This is a genomic window from Mesorhizobium sp. B2-1-3A, assembly GCF_006442655.1.
In the GTDB taxonomy this organism is placed as follows: domain Bacteria; phylum Pseudomonadota; class Alphaproteobacteria; order Rhizobiales; family Rhizobiaceae; genus Mesorhizobium.
Genome location: NZ_VFWK01000005.1, coordinates 774,882 through 799,458 on the forward strand (window position 1 = coordinate 774,882; position 24,577 = coordinate 799,458).

22 protein-coding genes are annotated in these 24,577 nt (G+C 64.5%); 12 read left to right on the forward strand and 10 right to left on the reverse strand.

What is annotated here, in order from left to right:
• Positions 1–219: 219 nt before the first annotated feature.
• Positions 220–669 carry a GatB/YqeY domain-containing protein gene (locus tag FJ977_RS24110; RefSeq protein ID WP_140774641.1) on the reverse strand — a complete coding sequence of 150 codons (450 nt, stop codon included), beginning with the start codon at positions 667–669 and terminating at the stop codon, positions 220–222.
• Positions 670–945: 276 nt separating this feature from the next.
• Here FJ977_RS24110 and carA point away from each other — a divergent pair, with 276 nt between their 5' ends.
• Positions 946–2,163: a glutamine-hydrolyzing carbamoyl-phosphate synthase small subunit gene (gene carA / locus FJ977_RS24115; RefSeq protein WP_140774642.1), complete on the forward strand. Its 1,218-nt coding sequence runs from the start codon at positions 946–948 to the stop codon at positions 2,161–2,163.
• Between the two features lie 170 nt (positions 2,164–2,333).
• Here the strand turns inward: carA and FJ977_RS24120 are convergent, their stop codons facing one another.
• The 3 genes from FJ977_RS24120 to FJ977_RS24130 all read right to left on the reverse strand — a co-directional run bounded on the left by FJ977_RS24120 (position 2,334) and on the right by FJ977_RS24130 (position 5,592).
• Positions 2,334–3,254, reverse strand: a complete 921-nt coding sequence (locus FJ977_RS24120; RefSeq protein ID WP_140774643.1) for an aldo/keto reductase — start codon at positions 3,252–3,254, stop codon at positions 2,334–2,336.
• On the reverse strand, positions 3,251–4,516 hold the full coding sequence (locus tag FJ977_RS24125; protein WP_140774644.1) for a TCR/Tet family MFS transporter: 1,266 nt from the start codon (positions 4,514–4,516) through the stop codon (positions 3,251–3,253). Before FJ977_RS24125 ends, FJ977_RS24120 begins: the two co-directional genes overlap by 4 nt.
• A 155-nt stretch (positions 4,517–4,671) precedes the next feature.
• Entirely contained in the window at positions 4,672–5,592 is a 921-nt protein-coding gene (locus tag FJ977_RS24130) for a neutral zinc metallopeptidase (RefSeq protein ID WP_140774645.1), read from the reverse strand.
• A gap of 176 nt (positions 5,593–5,768) precedes the next feature.
• On the opposite strand from FJ977_RS24130, the gene FJ977_RS24135 reads away from it, so the two are divergent.
• On the forward strand, positions 5,769–7,847 hold the full coding sequence (locus FJ977_RS24135; protein ID WP_246683305.1) for a hypothetical protein: 2,079 nt from the start codon (positions 5,769–5,771) through the stop codon (positions 7,845–7,847).
• Between the two features lie 30 nt (positions 7,848–7,877).
• Here FJ977_RS24135 and FJ977_RS24140 read toward each other — a convergent pair whose 3' ends face one another.
• Positions 7,878–8,066, reverse strand: coding sequence for a hypothetical protein (locus FJ977_RS24140; RefSeq protein ID WP_140774647.1), 189 nt, complete (start codon positions 8,064–8,066; stop codon positions 7,878–7,880).
• Positions 8,067–8,160: 94 nt separating this feature from the next.
• On the reverse strand, positions 8,161–8,613 hold the full coding sequence (gene mntR, locus FJ977_RS24145) for a manganese-binding transcriptional regulator MntR (RefSeq protein ID WP_056578997.1): 453 nt from the start codon (positions 8,611–8,613) through the stop codon (positions 8,161–8,163).
• Between the two features lie 234 nt (positions 8,614–8,847).
• On the opposite strand from mntR, the gene FJ977_RS24150 reads away from it, so the two are divergent.
• From FJ977_RS24150 to FJ977_RS24160, 3 genes are all read left to right on the forward strand, one after another.
• Positions 8,848–10,212, forward strand: a complete 1,365-nt coding sequence (locus FJ977_RS24150; protein ID WP_140774648.1) for an Nramp family divalent metal transporter — start codon at positions 8,848–8,850, stop codon at positions 10,210–10,212.
• A gap of 50 nt (positions 10,213–10,262) precedes the next feature.
• Positions 10,263–11,105 (forward strand): protein-L-isoaspartate O-methyltransferase, encoded by an 843-nt coding sequence (locus tag FJ977_RS24155; protein ID WP_140774649.1) that lies wholly within the window; start codon positions 10,263–10,265, stop codon positions 11,103–11,105.
• A gap of 117 nt (positions 11,106–11,222) precedes the next feature.
• Entirely contained in the window at positions 11,223–11,873 is a 651-nt protein-coding gene (locus FJ977_RS24160; protein ID WP_140774650.1) for a dihydrofolate reductase family protein, read from the forward strand.
• 39 nt (positions 11,874–11,912) lie between these two features.
• On the opposite strand, the gene FJ977_RS24165 is transcribed toward FJ977_RS24160, so the two are convergent.
• Complete coding sequence (locus tag FJ977_RS24165) at positions 11,913–12,560, reverse strand: TetR/AcrR family transcriptional regulator (RefSeq protein WP_140774651.1); 648 nt, start codon at positions 12,558–12,560, stop codon at positions 11,913–11,915.
• A gap of 87 nt (positions 12,561–12,647) precedes the next feature.
• Between FJ977_RS24165 and FJ977_RS24170 the strand changes: the two genes are divergently transcribed.
• Positions 12,648–13,784 carry an FAD-dependent monooxygenase gene (locus FJ977_RS24170; RefSeq protein ID WP_140774652.1) on the forward strand — a complete coding sequence of 379 codons (1,137 nt, stop codon included), beginning with the start codon at positions 12,648–12,650 and terminating at the stop codon, positions 13,782–13,784.
• Between the two features lie 32 nt (positions 13,785–13,816).
• Here FJ977_RS24170 and FJ977_RS24175 read toward each other — a convergent pair whose 3' ends face one another.
• Positions 13,817–14,686, reverse strand: coding sequence for a LysR substrate-binding domain-containing protein (locus FJ977_RS24175; protein ID WP_140774653.1), 870 nt, complete (start codon positions 14,684–14,686; stop codon positions 13,817–13,819).
• Between the two features lie 94 nt (positions 14,687–14,780).
• Here FJ977_RS24175 and FJ977_RS24180 point away from each other — a divergent pair, with 94 nt between their 5' ends.
• Entirely contained in the window at positions 14,781–15,380 is a 600-nt protein-coding gene (locus FJ977_RS24180; RefSeq protein ID WP_140774654.1) for a LysE family translocator, read from the forward strand.
• A 238-nt stretch (positions 15,381–15,618) separates the two neighbouring features.
• Here FJ977_RS24180 and FJ977_RS24185 read toward each other — a convergent pair whose 3' ends face one another.
• Entirely contained in the window at positions 15,619–16,413 is a 795-nt protein-coding gene (locus FJ977_RS24185) for an SDR family oxidoreductase (RefSeq protein ID WP_140774655.1), read from the reverse strand.
• 216 nt (positions 16,414–16,629) lie between these two features.
• On the opposite strand from FJ977_RS24185, the gene FJ977_RS24190 reads away from it, so the two are divergent.
• Positions 16,630–17,085, forward strand: coding sequence for a winged helix DNA-binding protein (locus tag FJ977_RS24190; protein WP_140774656.1), 456 nt, complete (start codon positions 16,630–16,632; stop codon positions 17,083–17,085).
• A gap of 26 nt (positions 17,086–17,111) precedes the next feature.
• Here the strand turns inward: FJ977_RS24190 and FJ977_RS24195 are convergent, their stop codons facing one another.
• Entirely contained in the window at positions 17,112–18,290 is a 1,179-nt protein-coding gene (locus tag FJ977_RS24195; protein ID WP_140774657.1) for an MFS transporter, read from the reverse strand.
• Positions 18,291–18,485: 195 nt separating this feature from the next.
• Here FJ977_RS24195 and FJ977_RS24200 point away from each other — a divergent pair, with 195 nt between their 5' ends.
• From FJ977_RS24200 to FJ977_RS24215, 4 genes are all read left to right on the forward strand, one after another.
• Entirely contained in the window at positions 18,486–18,842 is a 357-nt protein-coding gene (locus FJ977_RS24200) for a helix-turn-helix transcriptional regulator (RefSeq protein WP_140774658.1), read from the forward strand.
• Positions 18,843–18,996: 154 nt separating this feature from the next.
• Positions 18,997–22,236 carry a caspase domain-containing protein gene (locus FJ977_RS24205; RefSeq protein ID WP_181180043.1) on the forward strand — a complete coding sequence of 1,080 codons (3,240 nt, stop codon included), beginning with the start codon at positions 18,997–18,999 and terminating at the stop codon, positions 22,234–22,236.
• A 91-nt stretch (positions 22,237–22,327) separates the two neighbouring features.
• Complete coding sequence (locus tag FJ977_RS24210; protein ID WP_140774660.1) at positions 22,328–23,083, forward strand: metallophosphoesterase family protein; 756 nt, start codon at positions 22,328–22,330, stop codon at positions 23,081–23,083.
• A gap of 215 nt (positions 23,084–23,298) precedes the next feature.
• On the forward strand, positions 23,299–24,342 hold the full coding sequence (locus FJ977_RS24215; RefSeq protein ID WP_140774661.1) for an SH3 domain-containing protein: 1,044 nt from the start codon (positions 23,299–23,301) through the stop codon (positions 24,340–24,342).
• Positions 24,343–24,577 lie beyond the last annotated feature (235 nt).

Genomic DNA, 24,577 nt, shown 5'->3' on the forward strand with positions numbered 1-24,577 from the left:
GGCGTTGAAAATGAACCGACGTGATATGACAGGCGCAACGTTGGCGGCAACTCCGCTGCTGGGGATCACTGCGATGAGCACCGTACAGCCGACGCAGCGGAGAACCTGCGAGAGACACGACCACTCGCGCACAGATGGATCCAGGTCGAGAAGGTAACCGACATCGCGGACCAGGTGGCTCCTGAACATTGGTGGCGCCTACGGCCAGAACGCCTGGGCTCACTGCAGAAGCCCTTTGACGATGCCGCTCGCCTTGCCGAAATCCATCTGGCCGGCATATTTCTGCTTCAGCGCCGCGATCACCTTGCCCATGTCCTTCTGGCTGGCGGCACCGGTCTCGGCAATCGCTTGGCGCGCCGCGGCCGTGATCGCGGCATCATCGAGCTGGGTCGGCAGGAAACCGCGGATGATCTCCATCTCGCCGCGCTCCTGCGCCGCCAGTTCCGGCCGCTTGCCGTCTTCGAACGCCTTGGCCGATTCCTCGCGCTGCTTCACCATCTTGGCCAGGATCTGCAGGATCTCCTCGTCGCTGGCGGGATCCTTGCCGGCACCGCGATTGGCGATGTCGCGATCATGGATGGCGGCCTGGATCAGCCGCAATGTCGGCAGACGGTGCTTGTCCTGCGCCTTCATCGCGCTCTTCAGGGATTCGGCGATTTTTCCGCGCATGATGCTTTCTCCTTCGGTCGGCGCGGACAATAGCGCCGGGGCCTGGCCAAGGCAAACCCAGATATTGTGGTTCAAGCCTCTGATATTGCTTGATGAAATAAATCAGGGCGGCATTTCGCATGATCATTGACCGCCCTGCCCCCTTCCCCTATGTACTGGGCCTTGCATGAACTGAAGCTTGAATGCGTGGAGGCCGCGAAATCGCCGCTCCGCGCCGTTTGCTGCGCGGATGGCCCGCCGGGCCTTTGCAGCGCGCAGCCTGATAGGAGTGCCGCCATGGCCGAGACGACGCCCGCGCTGACCCCACCTTGGGCCACCGAAAAGCCGACCGCCCTTCTGGTGCTGGCCGACGGGACCGTCATCGAGGGCCGCGGGCTCGGTGCCACCGGCTCCGCCGTCGCCGAGGTCTGCTTCAACACCGCACTCACCGGCTATCAGGAAATCCTCACCGACCCCTCCTATGCCGGCCAGATCGTCACCTTCACCTTCCCGCATATCGGCAATATCGGCACCAATGGCGAGGACATCGAGGATCTCAATCCGGCCGCCCGCGCCGGCGCCGTCGGCGCCGTGTTCAAGGCCGATGTCACCAATCCGTCCAACTACCGCGCCGCCGGCGATCTCGATCAGTGGCTGAAGAGGCGCGGCATCGTCGCACTGTCGGGCATCGACACCCGCGCGCTGACCGCGCTGATCCGCGAAAAGGGCATGCCCAACGCCGTCATCGCGCATGCGCCGGACGGCGTCTTTGACCTCGACGACCTGAAGCAGCGCGCCGCCGCATGGTCGGGTCTGATCGGGCTCGACCTCGCCAAGGAAGTCACCTCGGGCCAGTCCTCGGTCTGGCGCGAGACGCCCTGGGTGTGGAACGAAGGCTTTGGCGAACAGACAGATCCGTCGCTGCACGTCGTGGCCATCGACTACGGCGTCAAGCGTAACATTTTGCGGCTGCTCGCCGGCCTTGGCGCCAAGGTGACCGTGGTTCCGGCCAAGACTGGTGCCGAGGAAATCCTCGCAATGCAGCCCGACGGCATCTTCCTCTCCAACGGCCCCGGCGATCCGGAAGCCACCGGCGACTATGCCGTGCCGGTCATCCAGGATCTGTTGAAGACCGACATCCCGGTGTTCGGCATCTGCCTCGGCCACCAGATGCTGGCGCTGGCGCTCGGCGGCAGGACCGCCAAGATGCACCAGGGCCATCATGGCGCCAACCATCCGGTCAAGGACCACACCACCGGCAAGGTCGAGATCGTGTCGATGAATCACGGCTTCGCCGTCGATGCCGACTCGTTGCCCGAGGGTGTCGAGGAAACCCATGTCTCGCTGTTCGACGGCTCGAACTGTGGCATTGCGCTCACCGGCCGTCCGGTGTTCTCGGTCCAGCATCACCCCGAGGCCTCGCCTGGCCCGCAGGATTCGCACTATCTGTTCCGCCGCTTCGTCAACCTGATCCGGCAAAAGCGCGGCGAGGAATTGCTGGCCGAGCGGGCTTAACTCGATCCGAGCGGCGATACAGCGTCTTTCTCCCCGTCACTACACGGGGAGTTGAGGAGCGGTGCGCGAAGCGGACGAAAAGCCAATTGCTTGGCTTTTCGAGTGACGAACGCCCGGCAGGGCAATGAGGGGCGGCGCGAACGCCTCACAACCTCGGCAAATGCCCACCCTCACGCCACCGGCCGGCCTTCGCTCGCCTCCAGGATCGCGAACCATTGCTGGCGGTCGAGCACGATACCGAGCGCCTTGACCATGGCGGCCAACCGTTCCGGCTTCATCGAACCGAGCACCGGCACCAGCCGGGCCGGATGGCGTAGCAACCAGGCGATGGCAACAGTGGCGAGATCGCCGGCCCCGACTTCGGCGGCAACCTCCGCCAGTGCTGCCCGCACGCGAGCTTCCCTGGCTTCCTTGCCGGTGAACAGCGAGCCGCCGCCGAGCGGCGACCAGATCATCGGTGCGTAGCCCAGGCGCTGCGCGTGGTCGAGACTGCCATCGGTCAATGCGGATGTCTTCAGCACCGACATCTCGATCTGGTTTGTGGCGAGCGCAAACGGCAGCCGCGAGGCCAGCAGATCGAACTGCGACGGCGTGAAATTCGAGACGCCGACCGCCCTCACCTTGCCCGCCTTGACCAACGCGGCCAGTGCCGACGCCGTCTCGTCGGCATCCATCAGCGGATCAGGCCGGTGTAGCAGCAACAGGTCGAGATAGTCGGTGCCGAGATTGCCGAGCGAGCGGTCGACCGAGGCGGTTATGTGGGCGGCGCTGGTGTCGTAGTGTTTCAGCCGGTTCCGCGGCCGGTTGGCCGAGGCCAGCATGATGTCGCATTTCGAGATCAGCTCGATCTCCTCGCGCTTGCCTGTCCAGCGCGCCAGCCCGGCGCCGAACGCCGCCTCCACCTCGTAATTCCCGTAGATGTCGGCGTGGTCGAAACTGGTCAGGCCGAGATCGACAGCGGCACCGATCAGCCTCCCGACCTGATCGGCATCAGGGCGGGCGTCGCCGTCGAGCAGGCGCCAGGCACCGAAGACCAGCCGCGACAGCGACACCCCGTCTGTGGTCAGCACCATGCGGTTGTCATGGCTCATGCCTGTGCTCCATCTTCCGCGACGTCGGTCGTGGCATTTGTGATCGTCGCCGGTCTCGCCACCCTGGTGACGAAGACGATGAGCGCCAGCACCAGGAAGCACGCACCGACCAGATAGGGTGCACCGCCGAAGGTCACGGGCGCGCCGGGCCCCGTGAACCAGGAAAAGATCGCCGTGTAGAGCAGCGGCGTGATGATGGAGGTGATCGAGAAGATCGAGGTCATCGCGCCCTGCAGTTCGCCTTGTGCGGAAGGCGGCACCTTGGCGGCGGCGAGGCTCCTCAAGGGCGGATCGGCCAAGGCCTCCAGGCAACCCACGACGATCACCGCGTAGACCATCCAGCCCTGCGTGGCGAAGGCATAGCCGAAGGCGCTGGCAGCCGTGAAGGTCAGCCCGATTGCCGCCGTCTTCCATTCACCGAGCTTCGTGACCACGCGCGGCAGCACCGTTGCCATGACGATCGCGCCACACAGGCCAAAGGCGCCGAGCGAGAAGCCGATCTGCTGCTGGCTCCAGCCATAACGATAGCTGGATACGAACGACCACACCGCCGGGTACATCATGTGGCCGAGCGTCATCAGGAAGAAGACGAGCCCGATCCAGCCGATGCCTTGATATTGGCGCATCTGCAGAAGCGTGCCGACCGGGTTGGCGCGTTTCCACTCGAAGCGGCGGCGATGCTTTTCATCGAGCGTTTCCGGCAGAAAGACCATCGCGATCAGGAAGTTCACGAAAGCGAGCCCGGCGGCGAAATAGAACGGCACGCGCGGTCCGAACGTGCCGAGCAATCCGCCCAGCACCGGTCCGATGACGAAGCCGACGCCGAAGGCGATGCCAAGCAGGCCGAAATTCTTTGCCCGGTTCTCGTCGTTCGAGATGTCGGCGATGAAGGCCGATGTCGTCGAATAGCTGGCGCCTGAAATGCCGGCCAGAACACGCCCGATGAACAGCATCGGATAGGACCAGGCGATAGCGCAGATCAGATTGTCGATGGAAAAGGTCAGCACCGAGGCAAGCAGGATCGGCCGCCGCCCGAAGCGGTCGCTCAGGCCGCCCATGATGGGTGCGAAGAAGAACTGCATGGCGGCATAGACGAAGAACAGCCAGCCACCCTCGATGGCCGCCTCGCTGACGCCGACCCCGGTCAATTCCTGCAAATAGGCCGGCAGCACCGGCATGATGATGCCGAACCCGATAATGTCGAGCAGCAGCGTGGTGAAAACCAGCGCGAGGCCCCGCCTGGCGGTTTTGGGGTCGATCATGATGGTCAAGCTCCTCCGGCCGCCCTGGGGCGCAGGCGGACGCACCTTATAGGCGAGCCCGCCAAAAGGAACAATGCAAGAACAGGCGGAAATCGCCGATCCTGACACTCACTGACGCCGTCTTCGCCGTCAGTGTATTGCCATGATGCGAGTGCTCAGATCGGGCCGCTCAGCGTGTTGCAGTCCGAAAGCTTGCCGCTCTTGTAGCCGCGCGCCAGCCAGGTCTGGCGCTGCTGCGAGGTGCCGTGGTTGAAGCTTTCCGGCACGACATAGCCCTGCATCTTCTTCTGCAGCGTGTCGTCGCCGATCTGCTTGGCGGCATTCAGCGCGCTTTCGATGTCGCCCTGTTCCAATATGCCCTTCTGCGCGGTGTAGTGAGCCCACACGCCGGCGAAGCAATCGGCCTGCAGTTCGATGCGCACCGACAGCTGGTTGGCGTCGGCTTCGCTCATGCCTTGCCGCATCTGGTTGAACTTGGACATGATGCCGGTCAGGTTCTGCACGTGGTGGCCGACCTCATGGGCGACCACATAGGCCCGGGCGAACTCGCCGGAAGCGCCGAACTGCTGGTCGAGCTGCTGGAAGAAGGTCATGTCGAGATAGACCTTGTGGTCACCGGGACAATAGAACGGCCCCGCGGCCGCCGAGGCAAAGCCGCACGCCGAACGCACCTGGCCGGAAAACAGCACCAGCTTGGGGTCCTCATAGGTCAGCCCTTGCGACTTGAAGATGCCGGTCCACGTGTCCTCGGTCTCGGCCAACACGGTTGCGACGAACTGCTTCATTTCGTCATTGGCGGGTGCCGTGCCGCTGTCCTGGCCACCGCTGTTGTCAGTGATCTGGCCGCCACCACCCGGCAACAGGCCACCATCGCCACCGCCCAGGATCGCCGAGGGATCGAAGCCGAAATACCATCCGGCGATCACCACCAGGATGACGAAGAGGATACTGCCGCCGCCACCGGTACGGCCGCCGATCGGGAGACGGAACTGGCCGCCGCCGCCGATCCCACCACCGCCGCTGTCGCTGCGGTCGTCCTCGATATTGTCACTCTGACGACGGCCTCTCCAGAGCATGGCAACTCCTCGCGCTGCAAACTTTCCCGTTGCTCCGGCAGGCCGGCTCAACCCAACAAACAATTAGCCCAATGGTTGCGCCAAGTCACAGCATTTTTCGAGACCGCCGGGGTGCCTGGCATGGTGCTCTGGCCGAGAGCCCGCAAGGCCTGTAGCATCGCCCGCAAACCGGGGGCGTGCGAGACTTGAAGAGGGTCGGTCAATTCCTGTCGCTGCTGGCAGCGCTGTTCTGCCTTGGCCTGCCAGGCGCCGGCGCGGTGACGCTGGATTCCAGCGTTGCCGTCACCGACCCCGCCACCTTGCAGGCACTTGAGCGTGGCGGCCTGTCGATCAGCCGGCTGCTCGGACCCGCGCTCGGTCTCACTCGCGACGTTGACAATCACGGCCTGTTTTCAGTGCCGGCGCTGGCCACGGTACGCGACACGGTCAAGCAGGAGATATCGGACGAGCCGAAGACCAGCCCCGACCCCTATGTCGCCGCCATGGCCAGATCGAAGGACACCAGCCAGAAGTTCAATCCCAAATACATCGACGACGACGGCTCGACGCTCGACCTGACAGGCGTCGTCAACCGCATGGATCGCGGCTATCTCGGCCACACCGAATGCGGCGAGATCAGGCTGATCTACCGCTTCCACTATTCGGTCGCCGAGAAGCCGGCCAAGGGAAAGGTCGCACAGCGCATCTCATCGCGCCTGCCGCTGACCATGAGCCTGGTGTTCAATGCCAAGCCGACACGAGCGCAGGCCCGTGCCTCGAAGGATTTGCCACGTGCCGCCGACGTATCCTGCGCCGACGTCGCTCAGCGCTGGCTGGCAGCCGGCCAGAAGGACCTGCCGCCCGAGCAGTTGGCGGCCTGGCTGCGTTCCGACGAAGGGCCGCTGTCCGGCGCGATGCTGAATTCCTCGCAGATCATGCGGCTCGAACTCAACATGCAGGTGCTGCGGCTGTCGGCCTCGACGCGGCGCGATTTCGGCGGCCATGCCGAATATCTCCTGAAGATCTTCAAATGGGACCCGGCGACCTCGAGCTTCCATGAAGCGAAGATGGAGAACCAGATCGACCGGGCAACGGTGCTGGCCGACGTCAAGTCCTTCGCCAAATGGCTGCTCACCGACCGCAACATCTACGACCTCGACCATGGCCGGCTCGTGATCGACGAGAAGTTCCTGAGCAAGAGCGCCGTATCCGTCGCGCCCGGAGGCTTGAGCCGCTCGCAGAACAACATCGCCTATGGGCTGGTCGACGACGCCGATATCGACAAGGCGCTGCGGGACTATGTCGCCCGGGGCAACACGCTCGCCAGCATCAAGTCGGTGGCCGGCTTCAATCTACGGCTCAACGAAATGAGCTGCACCGGCTGCCACCAGACGCATGGCATTGCCGGCTTCCATTACACCGGCGCCGACCCCGCCAGTGAACCGCGCCGCAATGCCGTCTTCGTGCCGGGCTCGGCGGTGTTCTTCGCCGACCTGCCGCGCCGCCGCGCCATCGTCGAGCAATTCGCCGCCGGCGGCCATCCGGATTTCACTAGAGGCTTCGCCGCCCGTCCGGACCAGAAATATGCCGAAGCGCTGAAGGGCACCGACCTCTACAATGGCTGGGGCTCGATCTGCTATCGCGGTGACGACGCAAGCTTCAAGGACTGGACCTGCGGTGCCGGCCTGCGTTGCGCCGGCGTCCATGAAAGCGCCATCCATCCGGGCTTCGGCACCTGCGTCAGCGAGAAGGGCACCGCGGTCGGCGATCCCGTCGAGTTCGGCGAGATAAAAATGTCGACATGGGGCAACGACCAGTATTGCCGCCTGTCGCCGGCCACCGCCAAGGCATGCGGCATCGACCCCGCGCGGGACAAGAAGCCGTTGGTGAAACTCGCCGGCTATGGCGCCGCGCGGCAGCGCTACGACAACCCCGAACAGAAGACCGGCGGGTTTCCCGGCGGCATGCTGCGCAAGGCGACCTGCGACAAGCTTCCCGACGAAGCGACATGCGGCCGGCTGGCCAAGACCGGCTTCAACGACTGCGTCGCATCCGGCAAGGACCACAAATTCTGCACCAGGGAATTCACCAAGACCGCCGGCCTGCGCGCCTGCGACAAGGCACACCCTTGCCGCGAGGACTATATCTGCACCGCCGGCTATGACGATTTGCCGGAGGCCAAGCCTGGCGAGGGCACCTGCATCCCGCCCTACTTCATCTTCCAGTTCCGCGTCGACGGCCATCCCAGAAGCTGGGTGCAGGATGTGCGGGAGTGAAGATGCGGGCGCCTTGAGGCCGGCCCGGCCTCAGCCCTTCTGCTTTGCACCGGCACTCTTGCCGTCGGAGCTTTTCGAGCGTTCCTCGAAGCGCGCGGCGCCCTTCTTCAGGGGATGACCGGTCTCGGCCTCGGTCTTGCGCTCGTCCTTCGCCGCCGCCTGTTTCAACCCTTTGGCGGCTTGCTTGCCCTTGGCGGTCGGTGCTTGTTCAACGCCCATTGCTTCCTCCCTTTGTGCGACATCAGCGCGATGTCAGGAGCAACGTGCGTAAGGTGCGGTGGTTCCGGCCGCCGTCCGAGAACGGCTGAGCGGCCTAGCGCGGCGCGGTCATCGCCTTGCGAAATGCTTCCAGCGTCTCGGCGCTGACATGGTGCTCGATGCCCTCGGCATCGATGCGCGCCGTTTCGGCGCTGACGCCCAGCGAACGCAAGAAGGCTTCCACCGTCTGGTGGCGGATGCGGCTTTCTTCCGCCACCTTGCGGCCGGCATCGGTCAGGAACACGCCGCGATAGGGTTTTCTCGAAACGAGCCCGTCGGCGCACAGTCGCGTCAGCATCTTGGCCACTGTCGGCTGGGCGACGCCGAGCCGCGCAGCGATGTCGACCTGGCGCGCCTCGTTGCCATCCTCGATCAGGTCGGCGATCAGCTCGACATAGTCCTCGACCAGCGCGCTGCGGCGCGCTTCGCGCGTCTGCCTGAACCCTTCCGAATGGACATCGGCGTCGGGCAATGGCTCGCGCGGAACCGGTCTGTTCTTTAGCGCCAATGCGCGCTCCTCCTCGGGAGTTTGGCCGTCGGCGCTTTTATAGCACGGGCTCTGATTCTTCAGGCCGTTTATTTGCATTCCCCCACGGGCGCAACCAGCGTTTCAGATTGGCGCTTGCACACGCGGTTCGGAGCATCCGCTAAAAAGCACCGACAATGAAATATAGCCTATTGCATAATGTTGAGCCATGGCATAGGTTGCGGACATCCCCCGGAAGTCGCGGAAAGCCTTTCCATGTCAGAAACAGACGTTACAGCCACCCGGTCCGAATGGCGGTTCGCCGGACGGGACGAGGATGACCAGCCCAGCCTGCGCGAGGTCAATTCCTCCGTCGCGGTGCCGAGTTCCGGCGTCTGGTTCCGCCGTCTGTTCGCCTTCATGGGCCCCGGCTACATGGTTTCGGTCGGCTATATGGACCCCGGCAACTGGGCGACCGACCTCGCCGGCGGCGCCCAGTTCGGCTACACGCTTTTGTTCGTCATCATGCTGTCCAACCTGATGGCGATCCTGCTGCAGGCGCTGGCCGCACGCCTCGGCATCGCCACCGGCCGCGATCTCGCCCAGGCCTGCCGCGCCTATTATCCGCGCCCAGTCAATTTCGTGCTGTGGATCGCCTGCGAACTCGCCATCATCGCCTGTGACCTCGCCGAAGTCATCGGCACGGCGATCGCATTGCAGCTGCTGTTCGGCATTCCGCTGATCGGCGGCGCCATACTCACCGCGCTCGACGCCTTCCTGGTGCTGCTCCTGATGAACAAGGGGTTCCGCTATCTCGAAGCTTTCGTCATCGCGCTTTTGATCATCATCTTCAGCTGCTTTGCCATCCAGATCTTCGTCGCCGCCCCACCGGCCGGCACGATCCTGCATTCGATGTTCGTGCCGTCACCGGAGATCGTCACCAATCCGGCGATGCTCTACATCGCGATCGGCATCATCGGCGCCACCGTCATGCCGCACAATCTCTATTTGCACTCCTCGATCGTGCAGACCCGCGCCTATGAGCGCACGGAAAAAGGCAAGCGCGACGCCGTCAAATGGGCGACGATGGACTCCACCATCGCCCTGATGCTGGCGCTGTTCGTCAACGCCGCCATCCTGATCGTGTCGGCTGTCGCCTTCCACGATACCGGCCACCAGGATGTCGCCGAGATCGGCCAGGCCTTCGAGTTGCTGTCGCCACTCCTGGGCCTGGGCATCGCCTCGATCCTGTTCGCCGTGGCGCTGCTTGCCTCCGGCCTCAACTCGACGGTGACGGCGACGCTTGCCGGCCAGATCATCATGGAAGGGTTCCTGCGCCTGCGCATCCCCAACTGGGCACGGCGGCTTCTGACGCGCGGCCTCGCCATCATCCCGGTGGTGGTCGTCACCGCGCTCTACGGCGAAAAGGGCACTGGCCAGTTGCTGGTGTTCAGCCAGGTCATCCTGTCCATGCAGTTGCCCTTCGCGGTCATTCCGCTGGTGCAGTTCGTCTCCGACCGCAACAAGATGGGCAGCCTCGCCATCCCGCGCGCCGTGGCGGCCCTCGCCTGGGTGGTCGCCGCGGTCATCCTCGTGCTCAATTTCAAGCTGCTCTACGACACTATGTTCGGGGTCGGCTAAGGCTCCACCGGACCGCGAGACAAACCGCCAAATCGCGCTATCTTGCCGCTATGAGCACGATAGAAGACATCAGGAGATTCTACGCGCGACTGATGGCGGCCAATGCCGCCTCATCGGATCCACGCCTGGAAGAGGTTTTCGCCAGCGTGCCGCGCGAGGCCTTCCTCGGCCCCGGACCATGGACGATCGTCGCCGGCAACGGCAGGGTCACGACGCCCAGCGCCGACCCCTCCCATATTTACCAGAACGTGCTGGTGGCGCTCGATGCCGACAAGGGCATCAACAATGGCGAGCCGTTTCTGCACGCCATGTGGATCGGAAAACTGGCACCGAAACTCGGTGAGACCGTCACCCATATCGGTGCCGGCACCGGCTACTACACAGCCTTGCTCGCCAGGCTGGTGTCGCCCGGCGGCACCGTCACCGCTTTCGAACTCGACGACAAGTTGGCCGATCTGGCGCGCAGAAATCTCAAAGCTTACGGCAACGCGACTGTCGTCCATGGCGATGCCGTGACCACGCCCTTGCCGCCATCCGACATCATCTATGTCAACGCCGGCGTCGTCGCCCCTCCGGCCGGATGGCTGAAGGCATTGCGCCCCGGCGGCCGCATAATCTTCCCCTGGCGCCCGGCTGAGCGCGTCCCGCTGGCGGTGATGGTGACCCGCACCCAGAAGGGCTTCGCCTGCGATCCCTTCATGCGCTCCTGGTTCATCCCATGCTTCGGCGCCTCGGTTGCGGATCTTGCGGCGAAGATCCCGACCCGGGAGCAAGCCGCGCGCAGCCGCTCGATATGGCTGACGAGCGACAAGGCGCCGGACCGCACCGCCACGGCCATCTTCGGCGACGTCTGGTTCTCATCGAAAAATCTCCGCGCCAAACCCGGCACCTGACGGATCGATGGGCAGGCTTTTCGGAAATTTCGCGAACCCTGTCGGGATGGCCGAGGGCGGCCCGTCCTTGGGCCATGGTCCGGCCGCGACGGCGTGGATGGAACAAGGGAGAGTACCATGAGGAAGATCATCGCCGCCACCTTCGTCAGCCTGGACGGCGTCATGCAGGCGCCGGGCGGGCCGGAGGAGGATCCGGTTGGCGGCTTCAAGTTCGGCGGCTGGACCTTCCATTACTTCGACGAGGTGGGCGGCGCGGCAATGGAGGAACTCTTCTCCAAACCCTTCGCCCTACTGCTCGGCCGCAGGACCTATGACATCTTCGCCGCGTACTGGCCGTATCAGAAAGATCCGATCGCCGATGCCTTCAACCCGGCGACCAAATATGTGGCGACGCATCGGCCTGACACCCTCACCTGGCAGAACACGCAACCGCTTGGGCCCGACATCGTCGCGGCATTGCGCCGCCTCAAGCAGGAGGATGGTCCTGACCTGCTCATCCAGGGATCCGGCAATCTGATCCAGACCCTGCTCGCCAACGGGCTGATCGACGAGATCCGGCTGATGATCTTCCCGCTGCTGCTTGGCAAGGGCAAGCGGCTGTTCGGCGATGACGCCATGCCGGCCGCCTTCAGGCTTGCCAGGTCGCGGACCTCCAGCACCGGCGTCATCATCGCGACCTACGAGCGATCAGGCGAAATCGAGGTCGGCTCCTTTGTCACCGGGGAGCCGTCCGACGCCGAACTCGAACGGCGCAGGAACTGGAAATAGAGGAGCATAAAACAAACCTGAAGTGTGTCGCGATGCGCTTCAGGACAGGCTTGCCTGGGCGTAGGGCGTGCCTGCCATGGCGGCTTCGATACCCCTGGTTCCCTTGTCTATAACCGAGAGAAAGATGGATTTCGCCTTCTCGGCATCCTGGCTCTCTTGATAGACCCGATGCGCCTGGATGAAAGCCACGGTCCAACTTGCCAGGACCAGATTGGCCGCCAAATGAGCATCGGGATCAGTCGGTTCTCTCCCCACGCTTTCGGCGAGTGCCACCGTGACGATCTGTGCGAGTTCGTCGCGTATTGCCCTTGCCCGCGCAATAAGGGTCGGGCTTTTCTCGATCGTCTCCACGAAGCTCTGGCTTCCTGGAAAGAAGACTATGTAGATCGGGTCTTCCGTAGCGGCCCGATGAGCGAACCGGCGTATCGCCTCGATTGGAGCGACATTGGTATCACGCTGGCGCAAGGCATCGAGAAGCTTCTCGCGGCCTTCTTCGTCGCGATCGAAGAACATGTCTTCCTTGCGCGGAAAATGATTGAACACCGTCATCCGCCCGACGTCGGCGGCCTCCGCGATCTCGTCCACCGTCACATTGTCGAAGCCGCGTTCAATGAACAGGAGCGTGGCAGCATCGGAGATGGCTTGCCGCGTCACAAGGCGCTTCCGGGTCCGGCGGTCAATCGGCATTGACAAGCTTCAAGGCTCCATTTATGTACTCAGTACAACATAAGATTCGATATATATTTATCTTACGTACATGATCGGATGGAATATATGAAAACGCAAGCCGCGACGGTAACCGCGCCAGACAGAGCCGTACTCGTTTCAGGTGCCAGTTTCGCAGGACTGGCAACCGCATATTGGATGAATAAGCTCGGCTACGCCGTGACGGTTGTCGAGGTCTCAAAAGGCCTCAAGAAAGGCGGGACGCCAGTCAATATCGGTGGTGATGTCATAGACATCGTGAAGCGCATGGGCCTGTTCGAACAGATCCAGGCAAACTGCCTGGTGATGGAAGGCACCGAATTCAAAAATTCCGACGATGCCACCGAAGGATGGTTCCATCGTGAGCCCGGCAACGAAGGATCCGACGAGGACTGGGAAATCGAGCGCGATACCTTGCTGGATATCATGTTCGATGCCGTGAAAGACGACGTTGAATTCGTTTTCAACAACAGCATCGAAGGGCTGGAAGAAACAGCGGACGATGTCCGAGTCTCCTTCAGGGACGGCACTCGACGCTCATTTTCCTTGATATTCGGCTGCGACGGCAATCGTTCCCTTGTTCGAAAAATCCAATTTGGCGACGAATCCGGGTACACGCATTTCCTTGGTCAATATTTCTCCATAACGATCATCAACAAGCTGCTGATCAAGGAAAATACCACTCAGATGTATAACGTCCCGGGCAAGGCAGTGATGCTTAACGCCTACAACAACAAGACGGACATAGTTCTTTGCTTTTCATCCGCCAGCGAGATTCCGTACAACTATCGCGACGAGAAGCGACAGAGGGAAATTATCGCCCAACAGTTCGCCGGACAGGATTGGAGAATACCGGAGCTGTTGGAGGAAGTGGAGCATTCCAGGACGTTCTACTTTGACAAGGTATGCCAGATAAAAATGCCGTCATGGACAAAGGGCCGGGTGGCGCTGGTAGGCGACGCCGCGTACTGCGCCTCACCAGCCGCGGGCATGGGTGGATCGCTGGCCATAATCGGCGCAGCCGCCTTGGCCGGCGCATTTGAGAAGCATGGCGGGAACTTCGAACTGGCATTCCAGCACTACAACCAGACCTTTCGCCCCTATATCGAGAAGGTGCAAGCGGACGCCGCACACAATCTGGACGTGCTTGTTCCACAAACCGAAGAAGCCATTCGCGAAAGAAACACGCAGCCTAAACCCTGGTAATGGATCCTGGCGGCAGCCCTTCTCGACAACCTTCAGGCCGCGACAGGCCGTCGCGCCAGCCCATCGCGAATATGCCGCGCGAATTCCTGCACCGCCGGCCCGACGCCGTGCCTTGGCAAATGCAGATTGATTGAAAAATTCGGCAGTGGCGGCAGGCCGGTCTCGAACGGCAGGATATCGAGATCGGCCGGCACGGTCGAAGCCAGCCATGTGGTGACGGCAAGGTCGGAGCGCACCGTTGCGGTCGTCGCGTCGATATTGCCGTTCTCGAACACGGTACGCCATTCCAGCCCATGCTCGTTGAGCGCCGACAGCACCGCCGGCCGGAAGGCGCAGGTGTCGGCGACGATCGACACCGGCAGCGGCCGCTTGGCGCGCGCAGTGCCGCCTCTGGCGCCGACCCAGACCAGCCGGTCCACGGCCAGGCATTCGCCTGATGTCGGGCCGACCCGTTCCTCGATCACCGCGAGGTCGATGGTTCCGGCCGCGAGCGCTGACGCCAGTTCCGGCGACGAGGCGCAAACCAGCGAGATCTCGACCTGCGGATAGGTCTCCGCATAGGCCTTCAGCACCGGCGCGAGCAAGGTTCCGACCAGATCATAGGGCACGCCGAGCCGCACCTGCCCCGCCACCGCCGAGCCCGCCATCTCCGCCCAGATCTCGTCGTTGAGGCTGAGCAGGCGCTTGGCCTTGTCGAACAGCCGCTCGCCCGACCGCGTGAGGCGCAGGCCGCGCCGGTCGCGCTCGAACAGGTCGCAGCCCAGCGTCTGCTCCAGCCGCTTCACCTGCTGGCTGACGGCGCCCTGCGTCAGGTGCAGCGCATTGGCGGCCGCCGTCATGCTGGCCTTGTCGGCGACGGTGACGAAGGTGCGCATCAGCGCCGTATCGAGATTGCGGATCATATCCGCATTATAAATGCTAATGCCTGATATCACAAACATTGCATTTACTGATGTTGGTCCAAGCCTACCATGGAGCCTCCGAGAAGGACGCCCCATGCTCCAGCCCATCCTGCCGCTCATCCTGTTCGCCTTCGTGGCCACCGCCACACCAGGCATCGCCACGACCTTGTCCACCGCTTCGGGCGCACAGTTTGGCTTTCGCCGGTCCGTTCCGCTGATGATCGGCAGTGCCGCCGGCCTCGCCACCGTGACGGGCGCGGCCGCCGCTGGGCTCGCCGGCCTGCTGCTTGCTGTCCCTTCGCTGCAACTGGCGATGAAGATCGCCGGCTCGCTCTATCTCCTTTGGCTGGCGCTCAAGATCGGCCGCGCCGGGCCGCCCAATCTCGACGTGACCATGGCCAGGCCGAACAGCTTCCTCGGCGGTGCCGGTATACAGTGGATGAACCCCAAGGGCTGGGCGATGGGGCTGGGCGCGGCAGCCTCGTTCGCCGCCCTGGCCGACGGCCCGGGACAGCTGGCCTTGCTGCTCGGCTCGACCTTCGGTCTCACCGCCGCCATCTCGCTGTCCGTCTGGTGCGTGGCCGGCATGGTGCTGGCCCGGTTGCTCAAGACCGAGTGGCAATGGCGCGCGCTCAACATCGTGCTGGCGCTGGTGCTGGCGGCGTCGATCATTCCGATGTGGCGGTCGGTTTAGAAACGCTCAAGCCAAATCCGCGCCAGTGCCCCCACCCGGACCTGCGGTCCGACCTCCCCACAAGGGGGAGGTAGGGAGCGCGCCTTTTCCACGCCTCAAAGGGGGTGCCGCAGCTCGTCCTCGCCCTTGTGGGGGTCCGAAGGACGGGCGAGACCCGTGGCTCGCCCCGGCAAGTCGCGAACGAAGTGAGCGGGGTGGAGGTGCTGGTTCGCGGAGCGAACCAGCCTCTTCGCTCACCTCACACCCCGTAACGCGCCGCCGGCTTGTCGGCGTGCAGGCTGCCGTAGAAGGCTTGCCGGGCACCAAGGAAAGTGTCCAGCTTGCCGGCATCGGCAAGGGCGGGCACGGTGACGGCTTCGCCCTTGGCCAGGCCGACGAGCGCCGCATCGACCATATCGTCGGCGGACATGATGATTTCCTTCGGGAGCTGGTCGATATCGCTGCCGGCGAGTTCCCAGAAATCGGTCCGGGTCGCGCCCGGCAGCACCACCTGCACCTTCACATTGGTGCCCGCGACCTCGCGGTGCAGGGCCTCGGTGAAGTTGACGACATAGGCCTTGGTGCCGCTGTAGATGCCGCCGAACGAGGTCTCATAGGCAAGCACCGAGGCGATGTTGACGATGGCGCCGCGGTTGCGCGCCAGAAGACCCGGCAGCACGGCACGGGTCAAACGGGTCAAGGCGATGACATTGACCTTGATCATGCGTTCGGCCGCGTCGGCGTCGGCCGTCGCCACCACCTGCTGGCCGCCAAGGCCGGCATTGTTGACGAGCAGCGTCACGCTGTCGTCGGCCGATATCAGCCGCTCTACACGGCGCACGTCGTCGTCATCGGACAGGTCGGCTGTGATGAAGCTGACCTTGCGATCGTAGGCGTAGCGCAGCTTCTCGGCCAGTTCCTCGAGCCGGTCGGCGCGGCGCGCCACCAGAACGAGATCATAACCCTGCCCGGCCAGCCGGTCCGCATAGACCGCGCCGATGCCCGATGACGCGCCGGTGACGACCGCCGTGCCCTTGTTTGCCTGTCCACTCATTGTCCTGTTCCTTCTATCTCGAACTGTTCGCTTCGATCTGGCCGCCAGCACCGTGGACGTCAGCCCTCACCTTGCCGGCAAGCCGCCTGATTGATTTAGTGGTATATGCCACTATTAATGAAGTAGGCATATGCCACTATCTTGTCAATGAGCGCATCCGGGATTATTTGTCAGCCAGCAGCCGGACATCATGTCCGCGCCGCCGAGGGAATCGCCATGTCGAAAGAGGCCCTGCCCGGACTGTCGCTCTGCAACAACGCCATGCTGCGTCGCGCGACGCGCAAGATTGGCCAGTACTACGATGATGTGCTGGCGCCCTCGGGCCTGAAAGCCACGCAGCAGGGCCTGCTCTATCAGATCCACATCTCCAACGAGCCGGCGATGGGCGCCATCGCGTCTGCCCTGATCATGGACCTGTCGGCGCTCGGCCACACGCTGAAGCCGCTGATCCGCGACGGCTATGTCGAGACCTTCGCCGATCCGTCCGACCGCCGCATCAAGCGGGTGCGGCTGACGCCCCGAGGGTTGGTCAAGCTCGATGAGGCGATGAAGCTGTGGCAGGTCGCCCAGCAGCGTTTCGAAGACATGGTCGGCAAGGAGAAGGCAGCGAAGTTGCGCGCGGCGCTGGATGATATTTCCGCGCTGGATTTTGATCTTCCGCCAGCCAGCTGAGCTGGCCGGCGGGTTCAAGACAGGTCCTACTCAGCCGGCATCGCGACCGGCCGTGCCGCCCAGCGGCCGGCCAGCACGATGCCAAGCCCGATCAGCGGGAAGGCGGCGGCTACCAGGCCGAGGTCGGCCGGCGCGCCGTAGCGCAGCACGCCCCCGCCAACCACCGCGCCCAGCGCCACGCCGAGATAGAGCGCCGAACCGTTGAGCGACAGCACGATCGGGGCCGCATCGGGCGCCAGCTTGATGATGCGGCTGGCCTGCGCCGGCGGGAAAGCCCAGCCGACGATGCCCCACGGCACCATCATCGCCATCAGCGCCGGGCCGGCAATATGCTGCGGCAGGAAGGTCGGCACGACCGACAGCATCACCAGCATGGCCGCGCTCAGCGTCAACGACCAGCCGACGGTGCGCGTGGCGCCGAAACGGTCGGCCGCCTGGCCGCCGGCGATGTTGCCGATGACCGCGCCGACGCCGAAGGCGAGCAGCATGCCGGGCAGCGCGATCTGGCTCAGTCCGGCGCCTTCGATGGCAAGCGGCGCGACATAGGCAAAGACGGTGAAGGCGCCGGTCAGCGCCAGCAATGTCGTCACAAGGATCGGCATCACGCCGGGCCGCATCGCCGCGGCAAGCCGGCGCCTGAGCGGCAGCCTGGTGCCGACGATGCCGCGCGGCAGCCGATACCACAGGATCGCGCCGGCGAGCGCGCCAAGCCCGGCAATGGCATCGAAAGTGCCGCGCCAGCCGGCGAAGGCCGCGACCAGGGCGCCAAGCGGCGCGCCGACAGCGACGGCCACGGTGGTGCCGCCGACGACGACGGCGATGGCGCGCGCCCGGTGATGGTCATCGACCAGCGCCACAGCCGTGCCCTGCGCGGTCGCGGCGAACAGGCCGGACGACAACGCCATGATGATGCGCGCCGCCAACAGCACTTCGAAGGATGAGCTCAAGGCGGCAACAACGTTGCCGATGACGAAGAACACCAGCGTCCACAGGATGACGCGGCGCCGGTCCCATTCGCCCGTCAGCGTCGCCAGGATCGGCGTGCCGACCGCATAGGCGAGCGCGAAGGCGGTGATCAGCGAGCCGGCGAGCGGGATGGAAATGCCGGCATCCCTGGCGATGTCGGGCAGAAGGCTGGAGATGACGAAGCCTTCGGTCGAGATCGTGAACGATCCGAGCGCGAGCCAGAAGAGCCGCTTGTCCATGGCAGATGTCCTTAGTTCAAAAGTTATTGAACAATTGGACATAACAGGCCATGATGTCAATGAAGCCAGCGGAAAATAGCTGAACCATCCTGACAGCCCTGTGTCAGCACGGGTCCCAGAACGGAGAAACACTGTGCACGGCCACGGCGGGACAGACGCGTTGAAATCGGCCCGAACTGTGCTTAGGTTCCAGTCATGACCTTGCCACACCCCAATACGGACCAGATCAGCCTGCCCATCGTGCTTGGCGTGCTCGGAGACCCGACGCGACTGGCCATCGTGCGCTATCTCGCCAGCAAGGAAGGCGTGCCGCTGAACTGCAGCCAGTTCCTCGACCTCGCTTCCAAGACCAATCTCAGCTACCACCTCGCCAAGCTGCGCGAGGCCGGCGTCACCCGCGCCGAAGTGGTCGGCACCAACCGCATGATCACGCTGCGCCGCGCCGACCTCGATTCCCGCTTCCCCGGCCTGCTCGACAGCGTCATCGCCGCGGCCGTGGACGACCCCGCACTGCCTGCGGTCGGCGGCCACGATATCGAGATGCCGGCCTGACGACAGGCCTCGCCGGTCGCGGAACGGCTTGCTGCGACAGCCAATGCCCTTATGCTGCCCAGATCGGGTAAACAATCCGCCTAGCTTTGGGGGTTGCGGTGTGAAGCGGCGGCTTTGCGAACAATCTTGGTTCCTTCTCTGCCTGGCGGCGGTCATGGCCTGCGGCTGCTGGCTTGCCACTGGGTCGGTCACTGAGGCCGCCAGGTTGCGCGGTGTGGCGCTGGTTATCGGCAACAGCGCCTATGAGCATCTGAAGCCGCTGCCCAATCCGCGGAACGACGCGCACGCCATCGAGGATCTGCTCGATAGCCTTGGCTTCGACACCTCCGTCTCCACCGACCGTGATGCATCCCGCCTCGCCCGCGATCTCCAGCGTTTCGCAGAGGATACCAGGGATGCCGATGTCGCAGTGCTCTACTATTCGGGCCACGGAATAGAGGCCGGCGGCGAGAACTATCTGGTGCCCATCGATGCCGACGTTTCCGCGCTCGACGCGGCGGACGAAAGACTGGTGCCGCTCTCGGCGCTGGTCGCCAAACTCCAGGCGACGGTTCACGTCACCATCGTCATGCTGGATGCCTGCCGCACCAGCCCATTCCCGTCCGGTGCTGTTGTCCGCGCCGCGCCAGGAGCGGCGCCCGCGCCCATCGGCACCGGCCTGGGCGAAGCACGTGGCGCTGCTCCCTTGCAACCCGCCGCCGGCGCCACGCCAGCCGATGAGAGCGTCGGTGCGGTCGTTGCCTTCGCCGCGGCGCCCGGCCACACCGCGCTCGACGGCGCCGCCGGCGGCAACAGCCCCTACGCCGCCGCCATCCTTCGCCACTTCGACGCAATGCAGGGCGAGGAATTCGGTACCGTCATGCGCATGGTCGCCGAAGAGGTCTATCTCAAGACCAACGGCCAGCAGCGGCCCTGGGTCAACGAAAGCCTCCGCCGGCTGCTCTATTTCGGCAAGGCACCGGCCGAACCAACCGGCGACGATGGCGACATCCTCAAGGAGCGCCGCCAGCTTCTGCTCACGATCGCCGCCCTGCCCGACGCCGACCGCAAGCAGATCGAAGCCACCGCCGCCGACCGCGGCGTGCCGATGGACGCGCTCTACGCCATGCTGCGCGCCATGGGCGCCGAGACGCCGAGGGATCCGGCCGAACTCGAAAAACTGCTGCGCGACCAGGCCGATCGGCTTAAGGGCATTATGGCGGAGCGCTCGGCACTGAAAAGCCAGGATCCCGAGATCGTGCGGCTCTCCGCCCTGGCCGACAAGGCGCTCTCCGAAGGCGCGCTCGATGCCAATCTGCGTTTGCGCGAAGCAGCGAAAGCCCGTTTCACGGCCGTCTCGGCAAGCCTTGACGCCGCCGAGGCAAATTTGGAGGCCCGTCGGCTCGAAGGCGGCGCGATCTTTGCCAGCACGGCCGACGCAAATGAACTCAAGGGGGACTATCTGCCGGCGGCCGGCGACTACGCCAAGGCCTTCGAACAGGTCGAGCGCTGGGATAAGAGGCTGGCCTTACGATACAAGCTCGCCCAGGGGGCGGCACTCATGAACCATGGCGACTACCGTGGCGACAATGCTGCGCTGGCAGATGCCATCGCCGTGATGCAGGAGGCATTGGCGCTCGCGCCGCGTGACACGGCACCGGACGATTGGGCCACGACCCAGAATAATCTTGCCAATGCCCTTCTGGCTCTCGGCCAGCGAGACACCGATACGCGGCGTCTCACGCAAGCGGTCGCCGCCCACCGAGCGGTGCTTGAGGTCAGCACCCGCGAACACGCCCCGCTTGAATGGGCGGGCACCCAGTCCAATCTCGCCAGCACCCTGGCTGCTCTTGGCGAACGCGAGAGCGGCACGGCACATCTGGAGGAGGCCATTGTCGCTTTTCGCGCGGCACTCGAGGAAAGCACCCGTGAACGAGCGCCTATTCAATGGGCCACGATACAGAACAATCTCGGCAGCACGCTGATCGCTCTTGGCGAGCGCGAGAACGGCACGGCGCGGCTGGAGGAAGCCATCGTCGCCTTTCGCGCGGCTCTTGAGGAACGTCCACGAGAGCGCGTGCCGCTGGACTGGTCGAGAACGCAAAACAATCTCGCCAACGCGCTGGTGGCGCTTGGGCGGCGCGAACCCGACAACACGCGGCTGGAGGAAGCGGTAACCGCCTATAGGGCGGCGATCGAGGAGCAGACGCGCGAGCGCTATCCCGTGCAATGGGCCGGAATGCAGAACAACCTCGGCAATGCACTATCGGTGCTGGGCGCGCGTGAACGCGGCGCCGTGCGGCTGGAGGAAGCGGTCATCGCCTATCGTGCTGCGCTCGAAGCGCAGACACGCCAACTCGCGCCGCTGCAATGGGCGGAAACGCAGACCAATCTAGGCACCGTCCTGATGACCCTGGGCGAGCGCGAAAACGGCACCACGCGGCTGGAGGAGGCGGTCATCGCCTTCCGCGCTGCACTGGAGGAGCGCACGCGCCAACGCGTGCCGCTCGGTTGGGCCGCCACGCAATCCGATCTTGGCCGTGCTCTGGCGGGAATCGGCCTGCACAATGGCGACACGACATTGCTGGAGCAGGCCGTCACCGCCTACCGGGCGGCCTTGGAGGAAATGACGCGCGAGCGCAAGCCGTTCGACTGGGCGACGACGCAGAACAATCTCGGCATCGCCCTGGCGGCGCTCGGACAACGCGATAACGGCACGGAGCGGCTGGAAGAGGCGCTCGCCGCCTATCGCGCCGCGCTCCAGGAGCGCACCCGGGAACGCGTTCCGCTCGATTGGGCAGCGACGCAGACAAACATCGGCAGCGTGCTTGAACTGCTCGGCGAGCGCAGCGACACAACAAGGTTGGTGGACGCCGTTGCGGCGTTTCGCGCGGCGCTCGAAGAACGCACCCGTCAGCGCGTGCCACTCGATTGGGCGCAGACACAGTACAATCTCGGCAATACGCTTCTTGCCATCGGCAAGCATGTCGACGGCACGCCTCAACTGCAGGAGGCCACCGACGCCTATCGTTCGGTTCTTGAAGTCGTGACCCGCGAAAACGTGCCGTTCTATTGGGCACAGACGCAGTACAATCTTGGCGATGCGCTTCAGCTCCTTGCCGATCGCACGGGTGATGCCGCGGTTCTCGAACAAGCCATCACCGCCTATCGTGCCACGCTCGAAGTGCGCACGCGCGATAGCCAGCCGCTCGACTGGGGACAAACGCAGGCCAATCTCGGCCGGGCATTGATCGGTCTTGGCGTGGGCAGCCGCTCGCGCGATCTGGTTCTTGAAGGACGCAACGCCGTGCAGGCCGCCAGGGACTTGTATCAAGCCGCGGGCTATAGCCAGTATGACACGTTCTTCACCAGCCTTCTGAACTATGCGGACAACGAATTGGCTAGCTTGAACTGATCGGCGGGCCACTCCAGGCGCCAACCTGCCGGGATTGGTTCACGATTGTCATGCTGCTATGCGATGTCTCGGATTAGCGGAGCCTCCCCTCATGCGCATTGCCGTCCTCGCCGATATCCACGGCAATGTCCTGGCGCTCGACGCCGTGCTGGAGGACCTGGTGCGTCGTGGCGGTGCCGACCTCACCGTCAATCTCGGCGACAGCGTTTCCGGCCCGCTGTGGCCGCGCGAGACGTTTGCCCGGCTTGAGGCGCTGAACCTGCCGACGGTGCGCGGCAACCACGACCGCCGCGTCGCCGCCGATCCCGCGGACGAGACCATGTGGGCGTCCGACGTCTACGCAAAGGAGCGGCTGACCGAGGCGCAGCGCCAGGTCCTCTTCGCCCAGCCGCTGACGCTGGAGATCGCGCCCGGCATCGTCGCCTTCCACGCCCGCCCCGACCACGATGAAAAATATCTGCTCGACGCGGTCGTTGATGGCCAGCTGGTGCGCGCACCGCTGGCTGCGATCCGACGGCGGCTGAAGGCGCTCGACCCGGCCTGCCGCATCGCGCTCTGCGGCCACAGCCACCGCGCGGAGCTGGTCCGCATCCCCGACGGTCCCGTCATCTTCAATCCGGGCAGCATCGGCTGCCCCGCCTATGATGATTCCACCCCGCCGGCGCATGTTTCCGAACAGGGCTCGCCGCATGCGCGCTACGGCATCGTCACATTGGGCGGCGAAGGCCGGCCGGACCGTTTCGAGGCCATTGCCGTCGACTACGACCATGGGGCGGCGGCGCGACAGGCCGAACAGGCGGGACGTCCGGAATGGGCCCATGCGCTCCGGACCGGCTTCATGCCGTAAGCCTCCCCGCACGGCCAAAATCCATGATCCTGACCCATGAATCCGCACCGCCGCCGGGGCTTTGGAAGCAACGGCAGGGCTCCTTCCGCCCGACCAGCAGCATGGCTCGCTTGAATTTTCGGACTTACATGGCGGCGCTTCGTCCCTTATAAAACCGGCCGGGCACGCGGCGGAACCGCCACGGCATGGTGATTTGAGTATCGGCGCACGGCCAAATGAAGAGGCGCACAGTTACGCTCCGAAAAAGTTTGCATGCGCTGATTGCGGCTCCGTTGCTGATGGCGGCGTGGCCGGCTGTCGCGCCTGCCCAGGCCGAAGAGGCGCCGTTCATCTCCATCGTCACCGGCCTCGCCCCCGACGACCTGCTCAATATCCGCGCCAAGCCATCGGCGATCGGCAAGACCGAAACCCGTCTGGCCGCCGGTGCAAGCGTCAGGAACCTTGGTTGCAACGACATTGGCGGGCACCCATGGTGCAAGGTCGAGTCGGACAATCCCAAAGCCACCGGCTGGGCGCCCGCGCGCTACCTCGTTCCCGTCAATCCGGCAACCGTGCCAACCCCCGACCAGGCAGCGGATGCGCCAACCACCGCGAGCGCCGCTGCCGATGCAGCCGTGCCCGCTGCCGGCGACCCAGCCGCGGCGACACCTCCTGCCGCCCAGGCATCGAGCAGCGCCACGACGCCGCCCGACCTGACGGCAAGGCTGGGCGGCGTGGCCCAACCCGTTGCCCCTGAAGCTCCGGTGAAATCCGCCGCCACCATCGCCATGCAGGATGCCTACGGCCTGGCCCTGGCGGCGAGCGAAACGCCGCCGACCGGGGAAATCCCGGCCCCCGATGGCGATGCCGGCACGGCCGCGGACAGCGGCTCGGCGGCGGGATCCGTTCCCGTTCCCACGCCGCGGCCGGAATCCGCCGATGCCGCGCCCGCCGTCGACACGCAGACCGTTGCCGAACTGCCGCCACAACCCGCCGCCCTTGCCTCTGGCGGCACCCTCGCGATTCCCTGCGCCCGCTATGTCGGCCAGCCAATGACGCCCTGCGCGGCAACCGTCGTGCACAAGGGCGCCGACAAGGCCGACGTCACCGTGACATGGCCTGACGGCGGCAGCCGCGTCATCTCCTTCTATGCCGGCCTGCCGGCCGGCTCGAACGCCAAGAGCGATTTCCGCTTCACCCGCGAGGGCAGCCTCAGCATGATCCGCATCGGCGTCTCCGAACGGTTTGAGATCACGGACACGGTGGCCTTCGGGCACTAAGTGCCAGGGGAGTAAGGCAGTAGGGCAGTAAGGCAATATGTTTAAAGGGCACTCGAGCCCCTACCTACTGCCCTACTGCCCTACTGCCCTACTGCCCTACTGCCCTACTGCCCTACTGCCCTAATCCCTCATTTTCGGGGTTACATCTCCCAAAACTCTTCCCTATAAGGCCCACCTAGCCTGATACCAGAATCGCGAGCACAACCGGCCGGGTCTTCCCGTCCCGGTTTTTTGT

Excerpts from the sequence above, each read along its gene's own strand:
- FJ977_RS24110 (WP_140774641.1), bottom strand. The coding sequence starts at position 669 with ATGCGCGGAAAAATCGCCGAATCCCTGAAGAGCGCGATGAAGGCGCAG.
- carA (WP_140774642.1), top strand. The coding sequence starts at position 946 with ATGGCCGAGACGACGCCCGCGCTGACCCCACCTTGGGCCACCGAAAAG.
- FJ977_RS24120 (WP_140774643.1), bottom strand. The coding sequence starts at position 3,254 with ATGAGCCATGACAACCGCATGGTGCTGACCACAGACGGGGTGTCGCTG.
- FJ977_RS24125 (WP_140774644.1), bottom strand. The coding sequence starts at position 4,516 with ATGATCGACCCCAAAACCGCCAGGCGGGGCCTCGCGCTGGTTTTCACC.
- FJ977_RS24130 (WP_140774645.1), bottom strand. The coding sequence starts at position 5,592 with ATGCTCTGGAGAGGCCGTCGTCAGAGTGACAATATCGAGGACGACCGC.
- FJ977_RS24140 (WP_140774647.1), bottom strand. The coding sequence starts at position 8,066 with ATGGGCGTTGAACAAGCACCGACCGCCAAGGGCAAGCAAGCCGCCAAA.
- FJ977_RS24150 (WP_140774648.1), top strand. The coding sequence starts at position 8,848 with ATGTCAGAAACAGACGTTACAGCCACCCGGTCCGAATGGCGGTTCGCC.
- FJ977_RS24155 (WP_140774649.1), top strand. The coding sequence starts at position 10,263 with ATGAGCACGATAGAAGACATCAGGAGATTCTACGCGCGACTGATGGCG.
- FJ977_RS24160 (WP_140774650.1), top strand. The coding sequence starts at position 11,223 with ATGAGGAAGATCATCGCCGCCACCTTCGTCAGCCTGGACGGCGTCATG.
- FJ977_RS24165 (WP_140774651.1), bottom strand. The coding sequence starts at position 12,560 with ATGCCGATTGACCGCCGGACCCGGAAGCGCCTTGTGACGCGGCAAGCC.
- FJ977_RS24170 (WP_140774652.1), top strand. The coding sequence starts at position 12,648 with ATGAAAACGCAAGCCGCGACGGTAACCGCGCCAGACAGAGCCGTACTC.
- FJ977_RS24175 (WP_140774653.1), bottom strand. The coding sequence starts at position 14,686 with ATGATCCGCAATCTCGATACGGCGCTGATGCGCACCTTCGTCACCGTC.
- FJ977_RS24180 (WP_140774654.1), top strand. The coding sequence starts at position 14,781 with ATGCTCCAGCCCATCCTGCCGCTCATCCTGTTCGCCTTCGTGGCCACC.
- FJ977_RS24185 (WP_140774655.1), bottom strand. The coding sequence starts at position 16,413 with ATGAGTGGACAGGCAAACAAGGGCACGGCGGTCGTCACCGGCGCGTCA.
- FJ977_RS24190 (WP_140774656.1), top strand. The coding sequence starts at position 16,630 with ATGTCGAAAGAGGCCCTGCCCGGACTGTCGCTCTGCAACAACGCCATG.
- FJ977_RS24195 (WP_140774657.1), bottom strand. The coding sequence starts at position 18,290 with ATGGACAAGCGGCTCTTCTGGCTCGCGCTCGGATCGTTCACGATCTCG.
- FJ977_RS24200 (WP_140774658.1), top strand. The coding sequence starts at position 18,486 with ATGACCTTGCCACACCCCAATACGGACCAGATCAGCCTGCCCATCGTG.
- FJ977_RS24205 (WP_181180043.1), top strand. The coding sequence starts at position 18,997 with ATGGCCTGCGGCTGCTGGCTTGCCACTGGGTCGGTCACTGAGGCCGCC.
- FJ977_RS24210 (WP_140774660.1), top strand. The coding sequence starts at position 22,328 with ATGCGCATTGCCGTCCTCGCCGATATCCACGGCAATGTCCTGGCGCTC.
- FJ977_RS24215 (WP_140774661.1), top strand. The coding sequence starts at position 23,299 with ATGAAGAGGCGCACAGTTACGCTCCGAAAAAGTTTGCATGCGCTGATT.